General features: G+C 65.1%; 22 protein-coding genes and 1 pseudogene. 17 read left to right on the top strand and 6 right to left on the bottom strand.

Annotation, left to right across the window (positions count from 1 at the left end; all coding sequences use genetic code 11):
- A complete protein-coding gene (locus tag K289_RS0122530; RefSeq protein ID WP_027553605.1) occupies nucleotides 1-666 on the bottom strand; it encodes a GntR family transcriptional regulator in 666 nt (221 codons plus the stop codon).
- Nucleotides 667-784: 118 nt separating this feature from the next.
- Between K289_RS0122530 and K289_RS0122525 the strand changes: the two genes are divergently transcribed.
- From K289_RS0122525 to K289_RS0122495, 7 genes are all read left to right on the top strand, one after another.
- The gene (locus K289_RS0122525; protein ID WP_027553604.1) at nucleotides 785-1579 is read left to right on the top strand and encodes an enoyl-CoA hydratase/isomerase family protein; all 795 of its coding nucleotides are present in this window, start codon (nucleotides 785-787) and stop codon (nucleotides 1577-1579) included.
- 9 nt (nucleotides 1580-1588) lie between these two features.
- Nucleotides 1589-2845: a CaiB/BaiF CoA-transferase family protein gene (locus K289_RS0122520; protein ID WP_027553603.1), complete on the top strand. Its 1257-nt coding sequence runs from the start codon at nucleotides 1589-1591 to the stop codon at nucleotides 2843-2845.
- 55 nt (nucleotides 2846-2900) lie between these two features.
- Nucleotides 2901-3890, top strand: a complete 990-nt coding sequence (locus K289_RS0122515) for a tripartite tricarboxylate transporter substrate binding protein (RefSeq protein WP_027553602.1) — start codon at nucleotides 2901-2903, stop codon at nucleotides 3888-3890.
- A gap of 251 nt (nucleotides 3891-4141) precedes the next feature.
- Nucleotides 4142-4624 (top strand): tripartite tricarboxylate transporter TctB family protein, encoded by a 483-nt coding sequence (locus K289_RS0122510; protein WP_027553601.1) that lies wholly within the window; start codon nucleotides 4142-4144, stop codon nucleotides 4622-4624.
- 11 nt (nucleotides 4625-4635) lie between these two features.
- Nucleotides 4636-6174, top strand: a complete 1539-nt coding sequence (locus K289_RS0122505; RefSeq protein WP_027553600.1) for a tripartite tricarboxylate transporter permease — start codon at nucleotides 4636-4638, stop codon at nucleotides 6172-6174.
- Nucleotides 6171-7175: a 4-hydroxythreonine-4-phosphate dehydrogenase PdxA gene (locus tag K289_RS0122500; protein WP_027553599.1), complete on the top strand. Its 1005-nt coding sequence runs from the start codon at nucleotides 6171-6173 to the stop codon at nucleotides 7173-7175. The genes K289_RS0122505 and K289_RS0122500 overlap by 4 nt, the downstream gene beginning before the upstream one ends.
- Before the next feature lie 121 nt (nucleotides 7176-7296).
- Entirely contained in the window at nucleotides 7297-8298 is a 1002-nt protein-coding gene (locus tag K289_RS0122495; protein ID WP_027553598.1) for a L,D-transpeptidase family protein, read from the top strand.
- A 35-nt stretch (nucleotides 8299-8333) separates the two neighbouring features.
- On the opposite strand, the gene K289_RS0122490 is transcribed toward K289_RS0122495, so the two are convergent.
- From K289_RS0122490 to gcvA, 3 genes are all read right to left on the bottom strand, one after another.
- Complete coding sequence (locus K289_RS0122490; protein WP_027553597.1) at nucleotides 8334-8756, bottom strand: cupin domain-containing protein; 423 nt, start codon at nucleotides 8754-8756, stop codon at nucleotides 8334-8336.
- Nucleotides 8757-8801: 45 nt separating this feature from the next.
- Entirely contained in the window at nucleotides 8802-9545 is a 744-nt protein-coding gene (locus K289_RS0122485) for an SDR family oxidoreductase (RefSeq protein ID WP_027553596.1), read from the bottom strand.
- Nucleotides 9546-9718: 173 nt separating this feature from the next.
- Complete coding sequence (gene gcvA / locus K289_RS44915; RefSeq protein ID WP_051310745.1) at nucleotides 9719-10675, bottom strand: transcriptional regulator GcvA; 957 nt, start codon at nucleotides 10673-10675, stop codon at nucleotides 9719-9721.
- Nucleotides 10676-10900: 225 nt separating this feature from the next.
- Between gcvA and K289_RS0122475 the strand changes: the two genes are divergently transcribed.
- The 4 genes and pseudogenes from K289_RS0122475 to K289_RS0122460 all read left to right on the top strand — a co-directional run bounded on the left by K289_RS0122475 (nucleotide 10901) and on the right by K289_RS0122460 (nucleotide 14212).
- Complete coding sequence (locus tag K289_RS0122475; RefSeq protein WP_027553595.1) at nucleotides 10901-12064, top strand: FAD-dependent oxidoreductase; 1164 nt, start codon at nucleotides 10901-10903, stop codon at nucleotides 12062-12064.
- A 4-nt stretch (nucleotides 12065-12068) separates the two neighbouring features.
- Nucleotides 12069-13108, top strand: a pseudogene (locus K289_RS44910) (alcohol dehydrogenase catalytic domain-containing protein).
- Nucleotides 13095-13772: a cupin domain-containing protein gene (locus tag K289_RS0122465; RefSeq protein ID WP_027553594.1), complete on the top strand. Its 678-nt coding sequence runs from the start codon at nucleotides 13095-13097 to the stop codon at nucleotides 13770-13772. Before K289_RS44910 ends, K289_RS0122465 begins: the two are co-directional and overlap by 14 nt.
- A 29-nt stretch (nucleotides 13773-13801) precedes the next feature.
- Nucleotides 13802-14212 carry an ASCH domain-containing protein gene (locus K289_RS0122460; protein WP_027553593.1) on the top strand — a complete coding sequence of 137 codons (411 nt, stop codon included), beginning with the start codon at nucleotides 13802-13804 and terminating at the stop codon, nucleotides 14210-14212.
- Nucleotides 14213-14232: 20 nt separating this feature from the next.
- Here K289_RS0122460 and K289_RS0122455 read toward each other — a convergent pair whose 3' ends face one another.
- Nucleotides 14233-15132 carry a LysR family transcriptional regulator gene (locus K289_RS0122455; protein WP_027553592.1) on the bottom strand — a complete coding sequence of 300 codons (900 nt, stop codon included), beginning with the start codon at nucleotides 15130-15132 and terminating at the stop codon, nucleotides 14233-14235.
- Between the two features lie 201 nt (nucleotides 15133-15333).
- Between K289_RS0122455 and K289_RS0122450 the strand changes: the two genes are divergently transcribed.
- From K289_RS0122450 to K289_RS0122440, 3 genes are all read left to right on the top strand, one after another.
- The gene (locus K289_RS0122450) at nucleotides 15334-16542 is read left to right on the top strand and encodes an arabinose transporter (protein ID WP_027553591.1); all 1209 of its coding nucleotides are present in this window, start codon (nucleotides 15334-15336) and stop codon (nucleotides 16540-16542) included.
- Nucleotides 16539-16706, top strand: a complete 168-nt coding sequence (locus K289_RS51680) for a hypothetical protein (RefSeq protein WP_198024749.1) — start codon at nucleotides 16539-16541, stop codon at nucleotides 16704-16706. The genes K289_RS0122450 and K289_RS51680 overlap by 4 nt, the downstream gene beginning before the upstream one ends.
- A gap of 114 nt (nucleotides 16707-16820) precedes the next feature.
- Entirely contained in the window at nucleotides 16821-17222 is a 402-nt protein-coding gene (locus K289_RS0122440) for a cupin domain-containing protein (protein ID WP_156918127.1), read from the top strand.
- 46 nt (nucleotides 17223-17268) lie between these two features.
- Here K289_RS0122440 and K289_RS0122435 read toward each other — a convergent pair whose 3' ends face one another.
- A complete protein-coding gene (locus K289_RS0122435) occupies nucleotides 17269-18354 on the bottom strand; it encodes a methyl-accepting chemotaxis protein (RefSeq protein WP_027553589.1) in 1086 nt (361 codons plus the stop codon).
- Nucleotides 18355-18661: 307 nt separating this feature from the next.
- Between K289_RS0122435 and recJ the strand changes: the two genes are divergently transcribed.
- From recJ to K289_RS0122420, 3 genes are all read left to right on the top strand, one after another.
- Complete coding sequence (recJ, locus tag K289_RS0122430; protein WP_027553588.1) at nucleotides 18662-20503, top strand: single-stranded-DNA-specific exonuclease RecJ; 1842 nt, start codon at nucleotides 18662-18664, stop codon at nucleotides 20501-20503.
- Nucleotides 20504-20590: 87 nt separating this feature from the next.
- Nucleotides 20591-21400: an SDR family NAD(P)-dependent oxidoreductase gene (locus tag K289_RS0122425; RefSeq protein ID WP_027553587.1), complete on the top strand. Its 810-nt coding sequence runs from the start codon at nucleotides 20591-20593 to the stop codon at nucleotides 21398-21400.
- 96 nt (nucleotides 21401-21496) lie between these two features.
- Nucleotides 21497-22288: an aldolase gene (locus K289_RS0122420; RefSeq protein WP_027553586.1), complete on the top strand. Its 792-nt coding sequence runs from the start codon at nucleotides 21497-21499 to the stop codon at nucleotides 22286-22288.
- Nucleotides 22289-22436 lie beyond the last annotated feature (148 nt).

Here is a 22436-nt window from a genome sequence, read left to right as displayed (position 1 = left end):
TCACGCAATCCGCAGCGTGGGCTCGCTTCCTTCCGTTTCGGCAAAGCCCGCCTGCAAGACCTCTTCGCGCTTGTGGCGGAGATGTGCGCGCAGGATGTGGGATAGGCCGACGCCGTCGCGGCGCTGGAGCGCGTTCAGGATCGCCTCGTGCTCCTGGACGGCGCGTGCCCAGCGCTGTGGCGTCATCGGCGTGACGTAGCGGGCGCGGCGAATGCGCGCGGTCACGGAGGCGTAGAGCCCCGTGAGCACGGGATTTCCGGCCGCGGAGACGATGGCCTCGTGAATGGCGCGGTTGCCGCGGTAATACTGGATCAGGTCACCCTCGCGATAATGCTGCACCATCTCCGCATGGGCGGCGGCGATCTCGTCGATCTCGGCGTCAGTGATCCGCTCGCAGGCGAGCTCGCCGGCGAGGGCTTCGAGACCCTGGCAGACCTCGAACAGGTCGCGCATGTCCTTGTCGGTCAGCTTCGCCGCGCGCGAGCCGCGATGCGGCAGCAATTGCACGAGGCCTTCGGCGGCGAGCACCTTGAGCGCTTCGCGCAGCGGTGTGCGCGAGATCTGCAGCCGGTCGCACAGCTCGCGCTCGGGAATCCGCGCGCCCGGCGGGATTTCGCCCTCGAGCAGGATGGCGCGGATGCGGCCGACGACCTCCTCGTGAAGCATGGATCAGGCTCCAATTTGCATTCAAAAATGAATTTATAGGTCGAATAACGGAAGTTCCAGCTTGAAAATCCAAACCTTTGCATTCAAAAATGCAAAAAACAAAAGGGAACGTGAGGAAATGGACCTGCAGGTGGAGGCGGAAGACCTCGTTTTTGAACGCCAGGACGGCATCGGGCGGATCACCTTCAACCGCCCTCAGGCCCGCAATGCCTTCACCTTCGCCATGTACGAGCGGCTCGCCGCGATTTGCGAAGAGGCCAACAGCGATCATGCGATCAAGGTGCTGGTGCTGCGCGGTGCAGGCGACAAGGCCTTTGCCTCGGGCACAGACATCAACCAGTTCCGCGAGTTCAAGACGCCGCAGGACGCCATCGACTACGAGAACCGGATCGATCGCGTGCTTACCACCCTCGAGCAGTGCCGCGTGCCGACGATCGCGGCGATCAACGGGTTCTGCACCGGCGGCGGGGCGGGCATCGCCGCAGCCTGCGACCTGCGCATCGGTACCAAGAGCACGCGCATCGGTTTTCCCATCGCCCGGACGCTCGGCAATTGCCTGTCGATGTCCAATGTCAGCCGTCTCACCGCGCTGATTGGCGCCGCGCGCGTCAAGGATCTGATCTTCACCGCGCGTCTCCTCGACGCCATGGATGCCGCAAGCGTCGGGCTGCTCGGCGAGGTCGTCGACGATCTTCCGGCGCTCGACAGACGGGCCAATGAGGTCGCCCGCCTGCTCGCCGGTCACGCGCCGCTGACGCTGAACGCGACCAAGCAGGCGGTGGCCCGCCTGCAGAAGCGCCTTTCGCGGGACGAGGGCGAAGACCTCATCCTGATGTGCTACACGAGCCAGGATTTTCGCGAAGGGCTCGATGCTTTCCTCAACAAGCGCGCGCCGCAGTGGCGCGGTCAATAGGGCTGGCCGATGCAAAGCGACCGATCGCAATCCACCTCCCGCCGTTCGGGGCCGCTTGCCGGCCTCAAGGTCGTCGATCTCACCCATGTCATGGCGGGGCCGACCTGCACCTTGATGCTCGCTGACATGGGCGCCGACGTCATCAAGATCGAGAAATGGCCGAACGGCGACGACACCCGCCATTCGGTGCCGCCGAAGATCGGCGATGAGGCGGCGTCCTTTCTGATGATGAACCGCAACAAACGCGGCATCGTGCTGGATCTGAAGACCGAAGGCGGCAAAGAGGTGCTGCGGCGGCTGATCGCGGGCGCCGACGTGCTGGTCGAGAATTTTGCGCCGGGCGCGATGGAGCGTCTCGGCTTCGGCTACGAGGCGGTGCACAGGGAATTCCCGGCGCTGATCTACTGCTCGCTGTCGGGCTTTGGCCGCACCGGGCCCTACAAGCACCGCCGCGGATTCGACCTGGTCGCGCAGGCCATGAGCGGCATCATGAGTTTTACCGGTGAACGTCCCGATGGTCCGCCCGTGAAGTGCGGGCCGCCGCTGTCCGACATCACCGCCGGCCTGCTCGCGAGCATGGGCATCCTGGCCGCCTATACGCATCGCCTCAAGACCGGCGAAGGGCAGTGGGTCGAGACCTCGCTCTATGAGGCGGCCCTGGTGCAGACCTATTGGCAGTCGACGATCGCGCTTGCCGCGGGCACCGCGCCGCGCGCGATGGGCTCGGCCCATCCGCTCAACGCGCCTTATCAGGCGTTTGAAGCCTCGGACGGCTGGCTCGTGGTCGGCGGCGCCAACAAGAAGCATTGGCTGTTGATGTTGGAAGCACTCGGCGCAACCGAGCTCGCCTCCGATCCGCGCTTCGTCACGGGCGGCGACCGCATGGCGAATCTGAAAGAGCTCGAAGCCGTCCTGAGCGAACGCTTCCGCACGAAATCTCGCTCGCATTGGCTCGCGGCGCTGGAAGAGAAGGGCGTGCCGTGCGGACCCGTGCACGACATGCTGGAAGCCCTGAGCGATCCGCAGACCCTGGCGCGCGAGATGGTCGTCGAGGTCGACCACTCCACGCTCGGCCCGGTGAAGACGATCGGCCTTCCCGTGAAGTTTTCGAAGACGCCGGGCAAAGTCCTTTCCGGCGCGCCGGTCTATGGTGAGCATACCCGCGAGGTGCTCGCCGAGCACGGGTTGGACCAAACGCAAATCGAAGCGCTCGAAAAAGAAGGCGCAATCGTTTCGGCTTCGGGGAGGCGCGAGGAACGCGTCTGACCAGACGTCGATACGACCACAAGAACAACAGACCAGAAATCGTGTGGAGGAAATCATGGGTCGGACGTCAACACTTCTGCTCTCGGCTGCGACCGTGCTCGCCGGCACGATGCCGGCGCTCAGCGCCTGGCAACCGCAAAAGCCGATCGAGTTCGTGGCTACGGCCGGGCCGGGCGGCGGGACCGACAATCTCGCCCGCGCGGTGCAGAACATCATCACCAAGTACAAGCTGACGGAGCAGCCCATCGTCGTCGTCAACAAGGGCGGCGGCAGCGGCGCGGAAGGCTATGTCTACGGCAAGGCGTCCGCGGGCGACCCTTACAAGGTGATCTTCGGCACCTCGAACGCCTGGCAGCAGCCGCTTGTGTCCAAGGTTGCCTTCAACTACACCGATCTCACCCCGATCGCGGCCATGGCGCAGGACGAGTTCCTGCTCTGGGTCAAGCAGGACGCGCCTTACAAGACCGCAGGCGATTACCTCAAGGCCGCCGCATCCGGCGAATTCAAGATGGGTGGTGCGCAGTCAAAAGACACCGATGAAGTGCTGACCCGCATGATCGAGAAGGCCGGCCACGTCAAGCTGACCTACATCCCCTTCAAGAGCGGCGCCGAGACCGCGGTACAACTCGCCGGCGGACACCTCGACTCCCACGTCAACAATCCCAGCGAAAGCCTCGGGCAATGGCGGGGTGGAACGCAGCGTCCGCTTTGCGTTTTCAGCCCGAAGCGGCTGCCGCAGGGCGCCAAGGTCACGGCGACCGAAGGCTGGGGCGACGTTCCGACCTGCGTCGAGCAGGGCCTCGACATCAAGCAATATGAGCAGCCGCGGACAGTGTGGCTGCCCGGCAAGGTCACGCCGGACCAGGCCGGGTTCTATGTCGACCTCATGAAGAAGGTGCAGGCGACGCCGGAATGGAAGGACTACATCGAGAAGACATCCCAGGTCGACACGTTCCTGACCGGTGCCGAGTTCGACAAGTTCATCAAGGAGGACCTCGAGCACGTCAAGCAGGTCGCGGGCGAGCAGGGCTGGCTCGTCAAGTGAGGCGGAAAGCCCCTTCAATGGCAGGGCGAGGGCATATGACGAAAAACGTCGCGGGCTGGTCGCCTGCAGCCATCGTTCGAGACGTCCGCCTGCGGCGGGCCCTCAGGATGAGGTCGCGCTTCGTGGCGAGATATCAGACCCTCATGGTGAGGAGCCCGCCAAAGCGGGCGTCTCGAACCATGCAGGCCGAGCACGTTCGGCCGGCTCCCCGCTCTCACATGCGATAGCCCAGCCTTCAAGGGGACCACGCCATGATATCGCGCCGTGCTCTTGAACTTGCGACCGCCGTCCTCACCGGCAGCTTCGGTGCGGCCGTGGTCGTCTCCAGCCTCGACAACGGCATCGGCTGGTCGAGCGCGGGCGTAGACGCCGGCACGTTTCCGTTCCTGACCGGTGTCATCATCGTGCTCGGGAGCCTCTACAATCTGGTGCGGGGTCTCCTGCCGGCCACAACGCTCGCGAGCGTTCCCATCGCCATCACGCCGATCGAGCTGCGTCGGCTTGCCGGCCTGTTCGTGCCGGCTGCGATTTTCGTTGCCGCGATCCCGCTGGCCGGGATGTACCTCGCCTCGGCGCTGTATGTCTTCGCGGTGCTTGCGATCCCGAGACACCAAACCGTGCCGCGTGCGCTCGCGATGGCGGCGGCGACGGCGCTCGCGCTCTACGTGGTGTTCGAGCGCATGTTCCAGGTGAGCTTGCCGCACGGCGCGCTCGCTGCCGCGTTCGGGTTCTGACGGAGAGGTTGATGGACAATCTCGCCGAACTCCTGCACGGCTTCACCATCGCGGTCACCGTGCCGCATCTGGTCCTGATGGCGGTCGGCGTGCTGCTCGGCATTCTCGTCGGCGTGCTGCCGGGGCTCGGTGCGCCGAACGGCGTGTCGCTGCTGCTGCCGCTGACCTTCGGCATGCAGCCGGTCTCCGCAATCATTCTGCTCTCCAGCATGTATTGGGGAGCGCTGTTCGGCGGCTCCGTGACCTCGATCCTGTTCAACATTCCCGGCGAGCCGTCGTCGGTCGCCACCACCTTCGACGGCTATCCGATGGCACGCGACGGGCGGCCGACCACGGCGCTCGCCACCGCCTTCGGTTCGGCCGCGTTCGGCGCCCTGATCGGCGTCATCCTGATCACCTTCCTCGCGTCCTGGGTGGCGCAGGTCGCGCTCGCCTTCGGGCCGCCGGAATATTTCGCGGTCTATTTCCTCGCCTTTGCCAGCTTCGTCGGCATGGGGGGCGCGGCACCGATCAAGACCGTCGTGGCGCTGGCGATCGGCTTTGCGATCGCGGCCATCGGCATCGACACCGTCTCCGGCAGCGTTCGCCTCACCATGGGTATCGACGAGCTGGTCAAGGGCGTGAGCTTTGTCGTGGCCGTGATGGGCCTGTTCGGCATCGGCGAGCTGCTGGTTGCGGTCGAGGAGGAGATTCATGCCCGTGCGGTCTCGTCAAAGATTGATTGGGGCGAGGTGTTCCGCGCGGTCGGCCGCCTGCCGCAGCATAGCGTTGCGCTGCTGCGGAGCGCCGCGATCGGCTGCTGGATGGGGATCACGCCGGGTGGCCCGACGGCGGCATCCTTCATGAGCTATGGCATCGCCCGGCGCTTCTCGCGCCGCGGCCGATACTTTGGCACCGGCGAGGTCGAGGGCATCATCTCGCCGGAGACGGCCGATCATGCCGCCGGCACCAGCGCGCTCTTGCCAATGCTCTCGCTCGGCATTCCCGGCTCGGCTACCGCGGCAGTCATGATGGGCGGACTGATGATCTGGGGACTCAATCCCGGGCCGATGCTGTTCGTCGACCAGAAGGACTTCGTCTGGGGCCTGATCGCCTCGATGTATGTCGGCAACATCGTCGCCGTCGCGCTGGTGTTGCTCACGGTTCCGGTCTTTGCCGCCTTGATGCGAATTCCGTTCGTGATCATCGCGCCCCTGATCGTGATCATCTGCGTCGTCGGAGCCTATTCGGTATCGAACTCCTATCTCGACGTGGTGATGATGCTCGGCTTCGGGATCGTCGGCTATCTCTTCAAGAAGCTGTTCTATCCGCTGGCGCCGCTCGTGCTGGCGATCGTCATCGGCGACAAGGCCGAGGATGCGTTCCGGCAGTCGATGCTGATGTCCAAGGGATCGCTCGGGATATTCTTTGCAAACAAGCTGGTGACGTGCCTGATCGTCGCGGGCATCGCGCTGTTGCTGCTCCCGCTCGCGTTGCAGCTCGCGCGCCCCTGGCGCAAGCCGGCATCCCGCGCCAAAGAGACGACAGCGAAGGAGAAGGTGATCCTATGACTGCAAAGCCGCTGATTGCATTGGCAATGGGAGATCCCGCCGGCATCAGTCCGGAGCTGACGGCGAAGCTCGTGGCGCAGGACGAGATCCGCGCCCGCAGCCGGCTCGTCGTGATCGGTGACCGCCGCATCTTCGATGAGGGCGCGCGTGTCGCGGGCGTCACGCCTGCGCTAAAGACGGTGGAGCAGGGGGGCGACTTTCGCGCAGCGGACGGCGCGGCGCTGTTCGTCGATCTCGGCCACCTTGATTCCGCCGAAGTCGAGCGGGGAACGGCAAGCCTTGCCGGCGGCAAGTTCGCGCTGGCCAACTACCGGCACGCGCTCGAACTCGGCCGCGACGGGCGCGTCGATGCCGTCTGCTTCACGCCGTTCAACAAGCAGGCGATGCGCCTTGCCCGTGCCGACTACGACGACGAGATCGCGTTCTCCGCAGAGGTCGCCGGGCTCAAGACTGCGGCGAGCGAGTTCAACGTGCTGGGCCATCTCTGGAACGCGCGGGTCACCTCGCATATCCCGCTCAAGGACGTCGCGTCGCGGCTGTCCAGCGAGCGCATCCACCGCGCGCTCAAGCTGACCGATGCTTGCATGCGCGGCGCCGGCTTCGCGCGGCCGCGCATTGCGGTCGCCGGGCTCAATCCGCACGCGGGTGATGGTGGCAATTTCGGCCGCGAGGAGATCGACATCATCGCGCCTGCGGTCGCGGCAGGCCAGCGCGAGGGCATCGCCGCCGAGGGGCCGTTTCCCGCCGACACCGTGTTTCTGCGCGCGAAGAACAGCGCCTTCGATGCGGTGCTGACGATGTATCACGACCAGGGGCAGATCGCGATGAAGCTGATGGGCTTCGACCGCGGCGTGACCCTGCTCGGCGGCTTTCCGTTCCCGATCTGCACGCCGGCGCACGGCACCGCCTACGACATCGCAGGACAGGGGACCGCATCGATCGGCGCGAGCCGCGCCGCGCTGCTGCTCGCAGCGGAGATGGCCGCTCGTCGCGACGCCTGAGGGATGCAAGAAGGGGCGCGTGACGTCTGCGCCGGCCCGCCTCCCAGCTTTCGAGCTTTTCGGAAAAAACTGGAAACTTCCGCCGCCGAGACGAGTTGCCCTCCCGCGGAAGGAGGCGGCGATGTCGCTCACGAAAGCGGGGCAGGTCTGTTTCTTTCTGGTCTTCGCCCTGACAGCCGCGCCGGCGTCCGCTGCCGAGATGAATGCGGACGCCATCAACTCCGCCCAACCATCGAAGAAGACTCTGTCGAACGAGAAGCCGACGCCGGCAGGCGTTCGGCTGCAGGTGCTCCTGGACAGGGCGCACTTCTCGGCAGGTGAGATCGACGGCAAGTTCGGGGAGAACGCCAGGAAGGCGCTGCGCGCCTATGCGGAAGCCCAGCAGCGTCCGAGCTCGGACGTTCTGACCGAGGACGTCTGGAGGGCGTTGAGCGGGGACGACCGGCCGCTGACGGCGACATACACCATCACCGAGCAGGACGTCGCGGGTCCGTTCCTGAAAAAGCTTCCGTCGAAGATGGAGGACATGAAGGACATCCCGAAGCTCGCCTTCACCAGTCCGCGCGAAGGCTTGGCCGAGAGATTTCACATGAGCGAGCAGCTGTTGGCGACGCTCAACCCCGGGCGCCGCTTCGATCGCGCCGGCGACACCATCCTCGTCGTGGACATCGGCAGCGGGGAAGGCGGTGCGACGGCCAAGGCCGACAGGGTCGAGATCGACAAGAGCCGGCAGACGGTGAAGCTGTTCGACAAGTCGAATGCTCTGATCGGCTTCTATCCGGCGACCGTCGGAAGCGAAGAAAAGCCGTCGCCTTCGGGCACGCTGAAGGTGACGGAGATCAGCAAAAATCCGACCTACCGCTACAATCCCGCCTATCACTTCAAGGACGTGCGTTCCCGCAAGCCCTTCAAGATCAGGCCCGGTCCGAACAATCCGGTTGGCACGGTCTGGATCAACCTGTCGGCCGAAGGCTACGGCATTCACGGTACGCCTTCGCCGGGGAAGATCTCCAAGGCGCAATCGCACGGCTGCGTGCGTCTCACCAATTGGGACGCCGAACGTGTCGCCGGTAGAGTCTCGAAGGGGACGCCGGTCGCGTTCGTTGAAGGCCCGGGATCATAGCAGCGAGCGTCGGGCCGCCGCACGCGGATCCGGCGCTACTTTGCGATCGGCGTCGTCAGCTCCTTGTCGTCCGTATCCACCACGAAGACGGCAAGCAGCTTCGCGGGCTCGGTATCGCTGGCATTGGCGCTGACGGCATGGCGGTCGCCGGGCTTTTCGGAGAAGTTCTCTCCCTTGTGAAAGACCTTGGCGGGCTCGTCATTGACCTGACTGCGGATGGCCCCTTCCAGCACGGTCGCGTAGATGAACGCAGAGCGCGCATGAATGTGGGCCGGTGAGAAGCCTCCGGGACCATACTCGACCAGTATGCCCTTCATGCTCTTGCCCGGGACATTTGGCAGTGCCTGGTCGAACACGACGGTCACTTTGGCCGCTTTCGCTGCCGGCTGCGTCTCGGCTGCATGAGCCGTCAGGAAAGTTGCGGCGTAAATCGCCGCCGCGATCAGCAATCTGCGCATGGGGATCCCTTCATTTCCCTTGGGTGAATACAGGATGGCGGTTCCTCAGAGTCTCGCGAGCCATGTTGCGAGCGGCGTCTTTCCGAGCCGCGCCTCGCCGAGCGGGTTCAGCGAGGTGTCGCTGATGGGAGCGCCGTAATACTGTGCGCTTGGATCTCCGACCACTGGACGGCTGTCGCCGGACGCTTTCAGACGGCGCGCAACGAACTCATTGAAGGGCGCCTTCTCGGGTCCCGCGATATCGATCGTGCCGTTGAGCGGCCGCGCCGTTGCGACCTCCGCGAGGCAATCGACCACGTCGTCCGCAGCGATCGGCTGAAACTGCGCGGAGGGAACGACGATATTGCTTCCGACGGCCCCCATTTCGGCAATGGCGCCGAGGAATTCAAAGAACTGGGTGGCCCGGACGATCGAGTAGGGGACGGAAGATGCCTTGACGATGGTCTCCTGGGCGAGCTTGGCACGAAAATAGGCAATGTCGGGCGACCGCTCGGTTCCCACGATCGACAGCGCGACGTGATGCTTGACGCCCGCGGCGGCCTCCGTCGCGCCGAGATTTTTGCTCGAGCGCTCGAAGAATTCGAGCACGGCGGCAGGCTCCCAGGACGGCGCGTTGGCGACGTCGATGACGACATCCGCGCCCGCCAGCGCCGCGGCGAGGCCTTCCCCGGTCACGGCGTTCACGCCCGATTTTGGCGAGGCTGCTGCCGCCTCGTGACCCTGCTGCTTGAGCTTCGCCACGAGCTTGGATCCGATCAATCCGGTTCCGCCGATCACGACAATCTTCATGGTGCGTCTCCTCAGCATTTCGCAAGCGTGAGGTGATGAAGGCCGTCCTCACGCTCTCCTGATGCGAGCCACGTTTTACAGGAGCAATGGGGCAAGCTCTTGCCTGGAACCGGCGTTCCTTGCCGGAAAATGCTCCAGACAGTCCGAGCGATGCCACAACAATCGGTAAGGGATCATTCCCCTGTGTCTTGAACGCGCGCCTGCTCGCCGCAAGAAGGGCCTACCTTCGATGCCTCGCCAAGCAGCCAGTCTCGGAAGGCCACCAGCCTCGGCAGCGCGGCGCACTCAGGACGATAGACGACGTAATATGCGAGCGCCGATGCCAGCGCGATCTTGGGAAAAAGCCGCACCAGCCGGCCTGCCGCCACATCGTCGCGCGCCATGATGCTGCGCGCCAACGCTACGCCATGTCCGTCGATCGCCGCCTGCAGCACTGCCGCCGAATTGTTGATCCGCAAGCCCCGTTTCGTTGCGACATCCGGCGCATCCGCCTGTTTGAGCCAAGTGCTCCATGTCGCGAACCCGGCGCGAGAATCCACTGACACATCATGGATGAGCATTTGACCGGCCAGATCGGCTGGTGTGCGCAATCGCCTCCGACGCAGGAGCATTGGTGAGCAGACCGGATATATCTCCTCGTCCATCAGCTTTTGCGCCGTCAGCCCGGGCCAAACCCCGGCGCCATAGCGCACCCCGATGTCGATGCCTTGGGCGGCGTAATCCAGCAGCTTGAGATTGGTATCGAGCCGGACGTCGGTATCCGGCCACGAGGCCTGGAAGCGGTCGATGCGCGGCAACAGCCACTTGGCCGCGAAGGCCGGGCTGACCGTCACGGTCAGAACGCCGCTCGCCGATCCCTCCTTGAGCCGCTCGAGGCCCAGGCTCAACCGGTCGAACCCGGCGCGTATGTCCGGCAGCGCGCGCTGAGCGATCTCGGTTGCGACGAGCCGCGCCCGCCCGCTGGTGCTCCGATGAAACAAGGGAGTGCCGAGCCACTCCTCGAGACTGCGCACGAGTTGTCCGACGGCCGCGGGCGTCACGTTGAGCTCCGAGGCGGCGGCCGAAAAGCCCTCGTGCCTGGCACTCGCCTCGAAGGCGCGCATCGCATTCAGATAGACGGGCGATCTCATGGCGAGAAGATTTTCTTTTTTAGACCAGACTAGCTTACATTTGGGATGAGCTAGGCGTCTGTCAATGATAATCCGGAATACGGGCACATACGGCTACCGCTCTGTTGGTGGTGGTGCTGATCCACGCTAAAGATTTTCTTTTCTGCCCGCCAAGATCTTCCCGTTTGCGGAGGCGTCGCCTTTCGAACACCTTCGGTCGGCGTTTCAATTTTTCGGGTGCTCAGCGTGTCGTCGTCGGATCGCGCCGTTCTGATCGTCGGAGGAGGCCTCGCCGGTCTGACCGTGGCCCATCTGATCCACCGTGCGGGTCTCGATTTTCGTCTGCTCGAAGCGCGATTGCGGCTCGGGGGACGCATCCTTTCGGTGGACGAGAAGGGCCTGCCTGCGGGCGACGGTTTCGATCTCGGTCCGTCCTGGTTCTGGCCCGACATGCAGCCGTCGTTGGGCCGGTTGGTCGAAAGTCTCGGTCTCGCAAGCTTCGCTCAGCAGAGTGATGGTGACGTCCTCTTCCATCGCTTCTCGCGCGAAGCTCCCCAACGCTTCGGAGGAATAGGCCAGCCGCCTGTGTCCATGCGGGTCGTCGGCGGCACGGCATCGATCGTAACGGCGCTCGCCGCCGGTCTTCCGGAGGGGAGCATCGAGCTCGGCGCCCGAGCCACAGCCGCGAGGCTGGATGGCGATGAGGTCGAGCTGAGCTTCGTCGACGCGAACGGCGCCGAACGGACGGATCGGTCGTCGCAGATCGTCTTCGCGCTGCCGCCGCGGCTGCTCGAGGCGACCGTCTCTTTTACGCCTGGCATCGACGAAGCGTCGGCGCGGCGCTGGCGCAATACGCCGACGTGGATGGCTCCGCATGCGAAGTTCTTCGCGGTGTACGACCGACCGTTCTGGCGCGAGAAGGGTCTGTCGGGCACGGCGCAGAGCATGGCGGGCCCGCTCGTCGAAATCCACGATGCCACGACCGCCTCGGGAAAGGCTGCTCTGTTCGGCTTTCTCGGCTTGTCCGGCGAAGACCGCGCATCGCAGGGTAAGGATGCGATCGTGGCGTCGTGCGTCCTGCAATTGGCTCTTCTGTTCGGCCCGGAGGCCGCCGAGCCGCGGGCGACGCTCATCAAGGATTGGGCGACCGATCCCCTTACGGCGACGAACCGGGACCGAACCGCGGCGGGGCATCCCGTTGCGGATCGGCGCCCATGGGTCGGGGAACGCTGGCGTGATCAGATCGTTCTGGCCGGAAGCGAGACAAGCGTTCGCGAGCCTGGCTATCTTGCCGGCGCCGTGAACGCGGCGGAAGGCGCCGCCGCGTCCTTGATCGCGCGCTTGCGCGCACCGCGCCCTCAGGTCGGGCCTCGTCCGGCGCAATCATCTGAAGACGACCATCGGAGGTAAGGATATGAAGCGATCCTATCGCGTCGTTCAGGTCGCGAAGGCCGGCAGGCTCGAAATCGCGGAACGCGAGATGCCTTCGCCCGGCCCGGGCGAAGTGCTGATCGCGGTCGAGGCCTGCGGCGTCTGCGGCGCGGATGCTGCCGACATCGACCGCGCCGATCCGGCTCTGCACCCGCCGCGCGTTCCCGGTCATGAAGTGGTGGGGCGCATCGTGGCACTGGGCCCAGCAACGCCGTCGATCTGGAGAATGGGTCAAAGGGTTGGTGTCGGAAGGCTCGGAGGCCATTGCAACGAATGCGTCCAGTGCCGCCGGGGCGAATTCCAGCTCTGTTCCAAGCAGCCCTTCGTCGGATCATCCTGCGACGGAGGCTACGCGGAGATGATGATTGCGCGCGCGACCGGGCTGGTCTCGATTCCGGACGAACTGAGCTCCGAAGAGGCCGCACCGCTGCTCTGCGCGGGCATTGCGACGTTCAACGCGCTCAAGAAGTCGGGTGCGGAAGCCGGCGACACCGTGGTCGTGCAGGGGATCGGCGGGCTGGGACATCTCGCACTTCAGTACGCCAGGAAGATGGGTTTCAGGGTCGTGGCTGTCGGACGCGGCGCGGATATCGCGAATGATGCCCTCGGCCTGGGAGCCATGTCTACATCGACTCGAAAGAGGACGATGCGCTCGCCCGTCTGCAGAGCTTGGGCGGCGCGAAAGCGATCGTCACCACCATAAGCGATGTTCAGGCGGTCGCAGCGCTCATGGGCGCTCTCGCTCCGCAGGGACGATTGGTGCTGCTGGGGGCGGGACGGGATCCGCTGCCGGTATCTACGGGACATCTGGTGGTGGGCGAGCGTAGTATATTGGGATCGATCACTGGCACGCCCTTCGAGAACGAAAAGACGCTGGATTTCAGTGTGCTCGCGGGCGTCCGTCCGCGCATCGAGATCGTGTCCTTGGAGAGAGCCGCGGAGGCGGTCGCGCGGATGAGGTCCGGCCAGGCAAATTTCAGAATGGTGTTGACCATGACGGAGCAACGCAATGCGCATCAATGATGATCTGACGGTTCCGGTTATCGTTCACGCCGCACAGCTGCCGTGGAAGCCAAGCCCGTCCCCCGGCGTCGAGCGGCGCATGCTGTTCCGCATCGGCGACGAGGTGGCGCGTGCCACCTCTATCGTGCGATATGCGCCGGATAGCGCATTCCCTCGCCACACCCACGGCGGCGGCGAGGAGGTCGTCGTTCTCGATGGCGTCTTCCAGGACGAACACGGCGACTACCCGGCGGGCAGCTACTACCGCAATCCGCCCGGGACCTCGCACGTTCCCGCATCGAAGGACGGCTGCACGATCTTCGTTCGTCTCTGGCAATTCCGGGACGGCGATCGCGACCAGATCGTGCGACGGCCTGCGGAAGGTCGTCCTCTGGCCCCGAGATCGGGCGCGACGAGCGCGATCGAACTGTTCGACGACGGCTTCGAAAACGTGCGCATCGAGAGCTGGGTGCCGGGCAGGACGATCACGATCGAGAACCCGCGTGGGCTCGAAGCGCTCGTCCTCGCGGGGAGCTTGTCGATCGGCGATCAGGCGCTGACGTCCCAAGCCTGGATCCGCTTGCCGGCTGGCGAAGCGCTGCGTGCGGTCTCCGGGTCTGAGGGGGCCAAGGTCTGGGTGAAGGACGCGCCCCTTCTGCATCCGGACGTGTGCCGAATGTCGTGATGGCACCCGATGAGGGCAGGTGGAAAACCATGAACGAGCTGATCCCCGAACGGTATCAACATCTCCGAACGTTCGCCTTCGGCGACAGTCCCGCGCTCGCAGATGAACTACTTGAACTTGTCATGAAGGGAATCAAGACCGCGACTTGCAGCACAGAGGACGAGCCGAACACCTCTACGCCCGGTGAGCGCTGGGTCGTGCTCGATGGACACGGAGAACCGCGCTGTGTCATCGAAACCACCGAGGTCACATATCGGCGCTTCAATGACGTTGAGGCCGATTTTGCGTTTGATGAGGGAGAGGGCGACCGGAGCCTGGCCTATTGGCGCAGCGCCCATCGGGCCTTTTTCGGCCGGCTCGAACGATTCAGCGAGGACATGATGCTGATGTGCGAGCGTTTTCGCCTGGTCGAGGTCTTCGGGGATCTCCCGCCCAGGTGAGCTTGTCACTGGGATTCTCGCTATTTCCCGCGATATCGAAGAGCTTCGACCAACATCGAGAAGGCCGGCGAGAGTTGGCGGCGGCTGGGATAGTAGAGGTGATATCCCGAGAACGGCGGACACCAGTCCGAGAGGACTCGCGCCAGGCGTCCTTGCGAGATGTGAGGTTGCACATGGCCCTCGGTCAGGTAGGCGAGGCCGAGGCCCTTGAGCGCACCTTCCAGGAGCAAGCCTGCGCTGTTGAACACAAGCTGGCCTTCGACGCGCACATTGAGCTCGCGCCCGTTCTTTTCGAACTCCCATGCGTAGAGGCTGCCGCCGTGTGTCGGCAGGCGAAGGTTGAGGCAGTTGTGGCTGGTCAGATCCTGCGGCGCCTTGGGCCGCTTGCGCTCGGCGAAGTAGGAAGGCGAGCCCACGACCGCCATCCGTAGGTCGGGGCTGACCCTAACGGCGATCATATCCTTGGCAACGAGTTCGCCGGGACGAATACCCGCGTCGACCTGTTGAGCAACGATGTTGGTGAGCCCGTAATCGATGATCACCTCGACGTGGATGTCGGGGTATTTCGGCAAGATCTTCCCAAGCGCGGGCAGCAATATCTCTGCCGCGGCATACTCCGTCGCCGTGAGGCGAACGGTCCCGGCCGGTTTTTCGCGGAGTTCGCTGAGCGCAGCAAGTTCCAGGTCCATCTCGTTGAACTTGGGTCCGATGCTCACGAACAGGCGTTCTCCAGCCTGAGTGGGCGTGACGCTGCGTGTCGTCCGATTCAGGAGCCTGACGCCAAGTCGCTCTTCGAGATTCCGGATGATCTGGCTGAGCGCGGACTGCGTCATGCCGAGCTGCGCCGCAGCTCGCGTGAAGCTGCGTTCCCTCGCGACCGCGAGGAAGGCGAGGAGATCGCTCGCGTCGTCTCGATGCATTGATAAGCTACTCTAATGACTACATGCGGAATTTATCACCTAATCGAGTGACGGCGGAAGCCCTAGGTTTGGATCAGCCATCAGGCGGCCATGCCGTCTCATTGACGGGCCAAGACCGATGACCGAAAGCAACGAGATGGGAGCAAGCCGCGGGTTCTGCAAAGCCGCCGGACGAAACCCGGCAGGAGCTTTGAATTCGCCATGTCGGTAATGGGCATGCAGGAGCCCGCCGCGGCCCCTCGCTTCGCAGCGACGTTGCTGCCGATCATGGGGGTCGTCTTCGTCGCCTTTCTCGTCATCGGCGTTGCGATGCCGGTCCTTCCGCTCCACGTCCACAATGGATTGGGGCTGGGCACCTTCGTGGTCGGTCTCGTTGCGGGCAGTCAGTTCGCGGCGTCGCTCGTCACCCGACCTTGGGCGGGCCACTTCTCGGATAGTCGGGGAGCCAAACGCGGCGTGGTCATCGGTCTGCTGGCGGCCACGGTCGCCGGGCTCCTGTATCTGCTCTCGCTCGGCTTCACCACGGCTCCGCTGACCTCGGTCGCAATTCTCCTGCTGGGGCGCGGTGTGCTCGGCGGAGCGGAGAGCTTCATCATCACGGCCGCGGTGAGTTGGGGATTGGCGCTCGCCGAGGCCAGCAGCACGGGCAAGGTCATCGCCTGGGTGGGTTCGGCAATGTTCGCCGCCTTTGCGATCGGTGCGCCGACCGGCGCGGCGCTCTACGCCGCTTATGGCTTTGCGGCGATTGCGATCGCTACCGCATCGGCTCCGCTGCTGACGCTGCTGCTCGTCGCGCAAATTCCCGCGGTCGGTCAGGTGCAGCACGCGCGCTTCTCATTCGCCAAGGTGCTTGGTGCCGTATGGGTGCCGGGCCTTGGCTCGGCCCTTGGCAGCGTGGGCTTCGGCGCGGTGACCACGTTCGTCGCGCTGCTGTTCGCATATCGAGGCTGGGCCAACGGATGGCTCGCCTACACGGCCTATGCAGTCGCTTTCATCCTTGCGCGCTTGTTCTTCAGCCATGTGGCCGATGTGATCGGCGGGGCGAGGGTCGCGCTGGTCTGTACGTTGATCGAGGTCATCGGTCAGGCGCTGATCTGGCTGGCCGTTCGGCCCGAGATGGCCTTGGCGGGAGCCGCGCTCACCGGCTTCGGTTTCTCGCTGGTCTATCCCGGCTTCGGCGTCGAAGCGGTGCGCCGCGTGCCGGTACAGAGCCGTGGTCTGGCCATGGGCGCCTACACCGCTTTTCTCGACCTCGCCCAGGGACTCGCGAGTCCCGCGCTTGGCCTGATTGCGACCGGAGCGAAGCTGAACCTCGTGTTTCTCGCCAGCGCCTTGACTGTGCTCTGCGCCGCGCTCGTCGCTTGGTGGCTGATGTCGTACCCCGCAAATGTGGAAGGACCACTGCAATGAGACTGCTCGCAGCGAGCTTGATCACGCTCAACTATGGGGAAGAGTCTGTCTCGGTCGGCATCGAAGACGTCGAGCCGAGGGACTGGACCGAGCGGGTCTGCAAGCCAGACATCGTCGGCAAGCCCGACACCATCTACAAGAAACCCGGATACGACCCGCGATGAACGGGGAGTGAAATGATCACACGCAGGGGCGTGCTCATCTGCGTCGGCGCGGCCGCAACGATCGGAGTTTGTCGGACGCATGCGCTCACGCCTGACGCGCAGAAGGAGTTTTACATGGACATCGACCTCAAGAGAAACGGCTCTCGGCCGTCCCAGAAAGGACCGGACGACTGGTTCACTGGCACGGTTCGCATCGACCCGCTGTTCCAGGCCCCGGATCCTGCCCGCGTGGGCGCCGGCCAGGTCACGTTCGAGCCCGGCGCCCGCACTGCGTGGCATACGCATCCGCTTGGGCAGACGCTGATCATCACGGCGGGCCTTGGCTGGGTGCAGCGCGAGGGCGGCCCCGTCGAGGAGGTCCGACCGGGCGACGTCGTCTGGATTCCGCCGGGACTGAAGCATTGGCATGGCGCTGCGCCGACCACAGCGATGACGCACATCGCCATCCAGGAAACGCTCGGCGGCAAGAACGTCGACTGGATGGAGAAGGTCAGCGACGAGCAATATCGGAAGTGATGGATGAGAGCAGCTTCGCTGCCTTCCGTATCGGGTGCGTATGGCCTCAAGGCCCGCAGACGATGACCCCGTACCAGCCCAAGCCCCGATAGGTCTCGTAGCCCGGCGTGGCATGGAAGGCGACCAAGGCCCCCGAGCGGTCGTGATAGAAACCGGAGCGCTGTCCGTTGAGTGAGAGCGAGATGCGCTCGCTCAAGATGCCCTGGCCGTCGGAGGAGGCGATCACGCGAAGATTCGAGTCGACCAGCAGGACGCGCGCCTTGTCGCTGTCGCCGATGCGCACGCCCTGCACGATGGCGCGGGCCTGCGCCTCCCAGTCGAAATGGATGGCGAGCACGCCGATCGGCGCGCCATTGGCCTGGCCACCGGCGCGCACGCTGGCGCAATAGGTCGCGACCTGCGCATTGCCGAGCAGCGGCTGGTTCTCGACGTCGCCGGCGACATAGTCGTCGCCGGAGCGCAAGGACCGCGCCTCGCGAAACCACTTCGTGCCGGCGACGTTCTGGCCGATCACGCGAAAGCGATCGGCGCGGCCGTTGGCGATGACGTTACCTTCGAGGTCGCAGAGCCAGAGATCGAGATAGACGGTGTAGGCGCCGAGGATCACGCCCAGGCGCTGCGAGGCATGGCTGACTGCGGCCGCGCTCGGCGACGCCGCGCAATCGACGACGGCGGAGTCGGTCGCCCACCAGCGCACATCGCAGGTGCGTTCATAGAGGTTGCGGTCGATCAGCTCGACGGCGTTGAGCGACAGATCGACCATGCGCTCGCCGCGCGAGCGCTGGCTCATCCGCTCGATCGAGGCGACGAGGTCGCCGGTGCGTTTTGTCAGTTGAGTCTCGAGCTCGCGTGCGATGGTCTCGACCTGCTGGCCGACGCCGCGCACCTCCTGTGCCACCACGGCGAAGCCCGCGCCTTGCGCGCCGGCACGCGAGCTCTCGATCAGCGCGTTCAGCGCCAGCATCTTCATCTGGTTGGTGATCTGCTGGATCGCCTTGGTCTTGTCGACCGCGATCTGGTTGACCTCCGCGGTGAGGCGGTTGATCAGCGCGGAGATGTCGGAATCATCGTCGGCGGGTTCAGTGGTTCCGGTTGTAATCGGCCTGGCCTTCAGACCCAGCGCAGCAGACATAGGGGATTTCCCTTGGCAATGAGGTCTGACCTGCAACGAACGCGGAACAACAAATTACAGATCGAATACGAGCCTTTTTCGAAGATTCCGCCTAACGCCCACTTAATTTGCTGTCCGCGTGACTGCTCAAATGGTAGTCAGATCGCTCAGCAATTCGGCAATCCACCGCTTTCTGGGGCGTGGAGATTGCAAATTGCCGGGGATTGCCGACGAATCCCCTGATCCAAGTCCTCTGATCCAAGTCCTCTGATCCAAGGCGGCCGCCCGCGCCGCTGTTCTTACCCGACCGCTCGAACACGCTCGAATCATGACGCCGCCCGCCACAGCCTTGCCCGTCGAAATGCCTCAGGCGTTTCTTGGCGTGGCGCGCTCGCTTACTGACAAGCTCTGGCGCGACCGCCTGGACGCACGCGGGGCGGCGAGAGCGCTCGCCATCGTGCAGCGCCACCAGCTGCCGGAGCTGCTTGCGCGGGTGCTGGCCGGGCGCGGCGTCGACATCGACGCGGTCGCCGACTTCCTCGATCCGACCATCCGCAAGCTGCTGCCCGATCCGTTCACCGTGACGGAGATGGAGGCCGCCGCCAAGCGCATCGCCGATGCCGCAGCGAAAGGCGAGAAGGTCGCGATCTTCGGCGACTACGACGTCGACGGCGCGACCTCGGCGGCGCTGCTGGCGTGGCACCTGCGCCATTGCGGGCTCGACCCGCTGATCCACATTCCCGACCGCATTTTCGAGGGCTATGGCCCCAACGTCGAAGCTGTTCGTGCGTTGGCCGCGAAGGGCGCGACGCTGCTCGTCACCGTCGATTGCGGCACCACCAGCATCGAGCCGCTGGCCGAGGCCAGGCGGCTCGGCATGTCCGTGGTCGTGATCGATCACCATCAATGCGGGTTCGACCTTCCGGAGGTCGATGCGCTGGTCAATCCGAACCGGCCCGATGATCTCTCCGGCCTCGGCCATCTCGCAGCCGTTGGCCTCGTGCTGGTCACGCTGGTCGCCGTCAATCGCGAGCTGCGCCAGCGCGGCTTCTGGACTAGTGAAATGCCCGAGCCCGACCTGCTCGGCATGCTGCATCACGTCGCGCTCGGCACGGTCGCCGACGTGGCGCCGCTGATCGGGCTGAACCGTGCCTTCGTCGCCAAGGGGCTGATCGCGATGCGGCGGCGCGACCATGTCGGCCACACCGCGCTGATGGACGTGGCGCGCCTCAACGGCCCGCCGGAGGCCTGGCATCTCGGCTTCATGCTCGGACCGCGCGTCAATGCCGGCGGCCGTATCGGCCGCGCCGATCTCGGCGTACGGCTGCTGCTGGAAGGCGACAGCGTCGAAGCCGCGCGGATCGCCGCCGAGCTCGACCGCCTCAACAACGAGCGCCGCGTCATCGAGCAGGCGGCGGAAGCTCAGGCTGAAGCCGAGGCGCTGGCCTCGATCGGGTTCGAGGACAAGCTCGGCGTCATCGTCACGGCCTCCGAGGGCTGGCATCCCGGCGTGGTCGGCCTCGTCGCCTCGCGGCTGAAGGAGAAGTTTTCGCGGCCGGCCTTTGCCATTGCGCTGGAGCCCGGCGGGATCGGCACCGGCTCGGGCCGCTCGATCGCCGGCGTCGATCTCGGCAAGGCTGTGCGGCAGGCGGTTGCCGACGGCATTCTGCTCAAGGGCGGCGGGCACGCGATGGCCGCGGGCGTGACGCTGCGAAAAGAAAAGCTGGCCGAATTCCGTGCCTATCTCGAAAATGCGCTGGCGCAGGACGTTGCAGAAGCGCGCCACGTCAACGAGCTCTATATCGACGGAGCGGTGTCCGCGCGCGCGGTGACGCCGGAGCTTGCGACCACGCTCAATCGCGCCGGACCCTTTGGCAGCGGCAATCCGGAAGCCGTGCTGGCGCTACCGGCGCATCAGCTCGTCTATGCCGACGAGGTCGGGCAGGCGCATCTGCGCCTGCGCTTCAAGTCCGGCGACGGCGCGATCGTCAACGGCATCGCATTCCGGTCCGTCGGCCAGAAGCTCGGCAATGCGCTGGTGGCCAACCGCGGCCAGCAGCTGCATGTTGCTGGTGCGCTGTCGGTCGACCGCTACCAGGGGGCCGAGCGCGTGCAGTTTCGCGTCATCGACGTCGCGCTACCGGATCAGGGCCCCTCCGTGATTAGATAACGCATGATCCGGAAAAGTGCGAAGCGGTTTTCCGACAAGATCATGCCTAAAAAATAGATCGCTCAAACAACAAAAAAGGGAGTGAACATGGCAGGGCAGGTTGAGGGCAAGGTCGCGCTGGTGACGGGCGGCGCCTCCGGCATCGGCGAAGCGATCGTGGAGCTGTTCGCGCGTGAGGGGGCGGCCGTCGTCATCACCGACATCGACGAGCTCAGGGGGCCGGAGCTCGCGAGCCGCATCACCAAGGCGGGCGGCAAGGCGATTTTCCTGGAGCAGGACGTCACCAGCGAGGAGCGTTGGGTCGAGATCGTTGCCGAGGTCGCAAAGCGCTACGGCCGGCTCGATATCCTGGTCTCCAATGCCGGCATCGGCATTGCCGTGCCCTCGATCGTCGACATGACGCTCGGTGACTGGCGCAGGCAGAACGCGATCAATCTCGATGGCGTGTTCCTGTCGGTCAAGCACTGCCTGCCCTTGATGCGCAAGACCGGCGGCGGCTCGATCATCATGATGTCCTCGCTTGCGGGCCTGCGCGGTGCGCCGGGGCTGTCGGCCTATTCGGCGACCAAGGGCGGCGTGCGGCTGTTCGCAAAATCCATCGCGATGGAGTGTGCGGGGGCGGGCGACGGCATCCGCGTCAACTCCGTGCATCCCGGCATCATCGATACGCCGATCTGGGGCAAGATTCCGACCGGCGCCACCGGCGCGAGCCAGAACGCGCCGATTGATCCCGAGGAGCGGGCCAGGGGCGCAACGCCGCTCGGTCGCGCCGGCCAGGCCGCGGATATCGCGAGCGGCGTGCTGTATCTGGCCTCTGACGCCTCTCGCTACGTCACCGGCAGCGAGCTCGTCATCGACGGCGGCATGAACGCAGGGAGCGCGCCGCGGCGGACGTGAACCGCGCAGGGCAGGGCGGCGGTCGGGAGGGGCTGACGCGCGGGCGTCGGCCCTGTAGAACGCTGGCGTCTCCGATCGAAAGAGGTTTCCCTCGCCATGGCGCACAGCCTTCACGCCTCCTCACCCGCGCCCCATCGCTCGAACCGGCCGGACCTCGCCACCGACGCGATCCGCACCGCGCGCGAGGATCTTGCCGCCTGCTTCCGGATGGCGGCGCGCAACGGCTTTGAGGAGGGCATCTGCAACCACTTCTCCGCGGTGGTGCCGGGCCATGACGATCTCTTCCTCGTCAACCCCTATGGCTACGCCTTCCGCGAGCTCACGGCCTCAAAGCTCCTGATCTGCGACTTCCATGGCAACGTGCTCGACGGCGAGGGCGTGCCCGAGGCGACCGCGTTCTACATCCATGCCGAGATGCACAAGCGCCTGCCGCGCGCCAAGGTCGCTTTCCACACCCACATGCCCTACGCCACCGCGCTGTCGATGACCGAGGGTGACCCCTTGATCTGGGCCGGCCAGACCGCGCTGAAATTCTACGGCCGCACGGCTGTCGACCGCGACTACAACGGCCTCGCGCTCGACAATCGCGAGGGCGCGCGCATCGCCTCCGCCGTCGGCGATGCCGACATCGTCTTCATGAAGCATCACGGCGTGATGGTGTTGGCGCCGACCATCGCAGAGGCCTGGGACGATCTCTATTATCTCGAGCGCGCCGCCGAGGTGCAGGTGCTGGCGATGTCGACGGGACGGAAAGTGCTGCCCATCGATCCCGCAATTGCGGCCGAGACCTACAAGCAGATGCGCGAGGGCGATTCCGAATCTGCGCGTCTGCATCTCGCCGCGATCCGCCGCCAGCTCGATGCGGAAGAGCCGCAGTACCGGCACTAGGGCGAAGTGCTACACTCTCCACATCGTCATTCCGGGGCGAGGCGAAGCCTCGAACCCGGAAGCCATCGTGCAGCAAGCGAGGTGGAAAAATGGATTCCGGGCTCGCGCCGATTGGCGCGCCCCGGAATGACGGGCAATAGAGCGCGCC

Origin of the sequence: Bradyrhizobium sp. Cp5.3 (genome assembly GCF_000426265.1) — a bacterium.
Lineage (GTDB): Bacteria > Pseudomonadota > Alphaproteobacteria > Rhizobiales > Xanthobacteraceae > Bradyrhizobium > Bradyrhizobium neotropicale.
This window is presented reverse-complemented; position numbering and strand designations above follow the sequence as displayed.